Annotated in this window: 4 protein-coding genes; all 4 read right to left on the bottom strand. The window is 41.8% G+C overall.

Annotation, left to right across the window (positions count from 1 at the left end):
* Positions 1 to 220: 220 nt before the first annotated feature.
* The 4 genes from D6024_RS26115 to D6024_RS26095 all read right to left on the bottom strand — a co-directional run bounded on the left by D6024_RS26115 (position 221) and on the right by D6024_RS26095 (position 3,290).
* On the bottom strand, positions 221 to 808 hold the full coding sequence (locus D6024_RS26115) for a hypothetical protein (RefSeq protein WP_121357770.1): 588 nt from the start codon (positions 806 to 808) through the stop codon (positions 221 to 223).
* 734 nt (positions 809 to 1,542) lie between these two features.
* Positions 1,543 to 2,175: a hypothetical protein gene (locus D6024_RS26105; RefSeq protein ID WP_162945056.1), complete on the bottom strand. Its 633-nt coding sequence runs from the start codon at positions 2,173 to 2,175 to the stop codon at positions 1,543 to 1,545.
* A gap of 178 nt (positions 2,176 to 2,353) precedes the next feature.
* Positions 2,354 to 2,650, bottom strand: coding sequence for a hypothetical protein (locus tag D6024_RS26100; RefSeq protein ID WP_121357767.1), 297 nt, complete (start codon positions 2,648 to 2,650; stop codon positions 2,354 to 2,356).
* A gap of 163 nt (positions 2,651 to 2,813) precedes the next feature.
* Entirely contained in the window at positions 2,814 to 3,290 is a 477-nt protein-coding gene (locus D6024_RS26095; protein WP_162945055.1) for a DUF1851 domain-containing protein, read from the bottom strand.
* Positions 3,291 to 3,424: the final 134 nt, after the last annotated feature.

The raw sequence follows: 3,424 nt of genomic DNA, 5'->3' as shown, positions 1-3,424 counted from the left end.
AAGATGGCTTCTTCGTACTCAAAGTTGGTCGTTATTCCTGCCACCAAATGGCGAATGTTTTCAGCTAAAATGCCTCTTGATTCTCTATCAATCATAAACGACTTTTAATAGCGCACAACGGAGTGAAGCTTTGTGATGTAGCGGAAATTGAAAAACCGAAGTCTCACTTTTGCTTTGCCGTTGATTATTGTTTTACAGCTTAAATGTAGTTCGTCAGCCGCTATTTTACAAAGCTTGTGTTAGCCGCACGTTGACTTATAGAAGCAAATCGTCCACTTGAGATGTCTATGTAATGCTTTCTGCCATCTATTGTACGGATCTCCAATAAAAGACGCTTATTATTGGTCGTATAAGAATATGCATTCCCTTCGTCCCAAAGCCAAAGTTGATGGGATACTGTTTCTACCAGCTTGTCCTTTGGTACTTTGAAGTTTAATCCTTTCAATGCTGATGTGTTGACCTTCTTGCCTTGACGATAAATGTCAACCAATGGACTGCTTGCATAGTACCAAAACTCAACATAGACAAACGTTTGCCCGTCATCTGAAAGCAATCCTCCAGGATAGCCTGTATAGTCATACTTAATCCTCCAAAGTCGGCGATTGCCTATAGCAGTCTTTTCGTAGACAGTAAGTGTCCAAACAGATTTCCATGGGTCAATTAAACTATCCTTTTGCGGACGGTCAACTATAGCAACATACTTTTTATTTGCTGATTCTTCTTCAAACTTGCACCAACATGGAGGTGAGTCGGCATAGGTCGCTGAATAAAACAAAAGAAAAACCAAAATGAAGAGTACTCTTTGCATCGGTATTGCGGCTAACGGAGAACAGGTTTCTGAAGCCAAGGCATTCAGAGTTATTCAGCTTCAATTCTGTTCTGTTGGCGATTAAAGTTTTAGTGTTTGATCATTGCACTTCAGCCTTGGTTTTAGAAATCTGCTGTTAGCGGCACCTTACCTTTTCAGTTGCTCCACAGGTATTTTGCACACTTTATTTGTCTGAGGGTCTACATAGAAGCGTTCGTCTCTCCAATACGGTAATTTCACCGGGCTTCCATTGCTGTTTCCGCTTTTGCCCCACACCTCCCCGTTTTCTTTTATGCCGACGGAGTCCCTTCGATGAATGTAGCCGAAGATGCGGTCTCGGTACTCTTCCCTATATTTTGGCTGCAGCCGACTGAGGTACTCAGAATAAACATCGTCAAAGTCACACCCCACTTTTGAGTACAGCCACCGTTTTATCAACGAGGCGTCCAGGTAAGACCGGCTTTGTCTAATGGGTTCATGCATTGGCAAATCGGCGTAAACGTCTGGTGTACGCAGCTTGTCGTCCGCATATCGGCCCTTTCCTTTATACCTGGCCCGTGAGCCAGAGGCTTTCCGCAATAACCACTTTGTGGATTTAAACTCTTTCATATCAGGGACTGCCGCTAACGTAGAACAAATTTCTGAAGCCAAGGTATTCAGGGCTATACAGTTTCACTTTTGTTCTATTGCTCAATAAAGGTATAGTGTTCAGCTATTGCTCGTCGGCCTTGGTTTTAGAAATTTGATGTTGTAGGCTGCCTTTGCTTTTGGTCAACTGTGTCAACCGGGAAACATTGGGGTCCTATTGCACCGCCGCCATATTCCAAGATGATCCGGTCGGTATAAAAAACATGCGTGCAGCTATGTTCGTACTGATTGCGCAAACTGTCAGAAACTGGCCCGTCAAACAAATTGTAAAAGAACTCTCCCATACCGCTACGTTGAAAGCCGATGTTGCAAGGCTCTCCGTTTTTTACAGAAATGCACCCAGCCTCATCCAACTTCCTTTTTAATACACGAATGTTCTCTTTGGTCCAATTTAGCTTCTGTAGCAACGTGTCTACCTTAGCAGAGTTAAATTTTAGATCCCAATTGCTATCATAGGCGCCGTTCTCCTCCACATGAAAGATGGCTAATTTATCATCGCCTTCAAATTCAATGTCGACCTCTTTGCCAGAAGGCACGATGGTGTTGATGTAGCGTTTTACTTCTTGGATTTCACGAGTTTTCGTTTTGTAATGGTTGATTAAATCTTGTTTAGTATAGAATTTTCCATCTCCGAAGCTAAAAGCCGACACAGCGAAAAACATATAGCCAACCAACAGAAGAAAGAATATACCAACTGCAATGAAAATGTATTTCAACAAGCTCTTTTGTTTTAAATTATAGGAGTGTCGCTTTAAGGTTGCCTACAACGGCCAGGGCTTTATGCAGCAGGGTTATTTGTGTCCTGCCGCTTCAGCCGTGTTCCGGATGTAAAATAGAAATTATTTGTTGAGAATATGCACTTCAGCCCCTGTTGCATGAAGCCCATGTTGTGCGAAGTCATCCGAAATAGTTGTACCAACTTCCTTTATACTTGACATCAAAGTTCTCTTTACTTTCTAAATGCATAGTAATATTCTCTGGCATTGATATTTTCTCATCTGTATGTTGACGCACTAAATTAAAATAATCCGTTCGCAAGCCTTGGAATTGCTGGCTATTCTTAAATGCTTCAATTTGAGACTCTGGAACAAGTATGATTAGTGTCGTCACAATCCCTTGCGCAATATCCTTTATGTCTACGGAGATATGCTGACTTTTAAAATCATTCCATGCTTTTTCAGGTATTAACTTCATGTACAATTGGAGTTAGTCGGATTTCGCACAACGTATTAGCGCTTTAAGAAGGGCGGGCATTTGAAAATATGTCGCTCCAATTTTGCGCTAAGGTTGAATAATATTTTGCCGTTGAAAGATAGCTATTCAGCCCGACTTTCTAAAAGCGCATGTTGTACGCCGCTCATTGTTTGACCTTGATACGAACCTCCGTTCTGTCTGGCAGGTCTTTTATCTGTTCACAAATCTGCCCAGAAAAAGCAAAATGAACACTCATGTCTGTCGGCTCTATATTCTCCACTGAATACTCGCCGCCGATGACGGGCAGTTTTTTATAACTGTAAACTTCATTTTGTTTTAGGGTCTTACCTGCAGCTACCAGTTCCGCAACAAAAAGCGGCAAGAACCACTCATTGACTTTTTCTTCATTATTTAGAAAATCTTTATACTGAGAAAACGTATTTGCAACCTTGGTCAAATTACCGCTGTCCGTTTGCAGCCAGTAAACGGCATCATCTTTTCCAAGTAAAAATAAATCCCCCAAAACAGACATTGTGACTAAAGCGTGCATCTCTGCCACTTTCCACATCCAGCAGGAAAGAATGTCTTCGATGTTAACGCTTGTTATGTCCTTTGTCAGTTGATTTATAGTGAGCGTCATAATTGTGGCGTACAACGGAGCGAGGCTTTAAGCAGTACGGGAATTTGTAATTCTTCAGCCCCACTCATTTGATGAGGCAAAATAGATATTCTTCCGCTGAAAACATATTCATCTGCCCGCATTGCTAAAAGCCT

It is taken from the genome of Flavisolibacter nicotianae (genome assembly GCF_003628535.1).
GTDB classification, from domain to species: Bacteria; Bacteroidota; Bacteroidia; order Chitinophagales; family Chitinophagaceae; genus Flavisolibacter; species Flavisolibacter nicotianae.
The sequence above is the reverse complement of the archived record's forward strand: the minus strand, read 5'-3'. Positions and strand labels throughout refer to the sequence as shown.

Coding starts and splice junctions, on each gene's coding strand:
- D6024_RS26100 (WP_121357767.1), bottom strand. CDS start 2,650: ATGAAGTTAATACCTGAAAAAGCATGGAATGATTTTAAAAGTCAGCAT.
- D6024_RS26115 (WP_121357770.1), bottom strand. CDS start 808: ATGCAAAGAGTACTCTTCATTTTGGTTTTTCTTTTGTTTTATTCAGCG.
- D6024_RS26095 (WP_162945055.1), bottom strand. CDS start 3,290: ATGACGCTCACTATAAATCAACTGACAAAGGACATAACAAGCGTTAAC.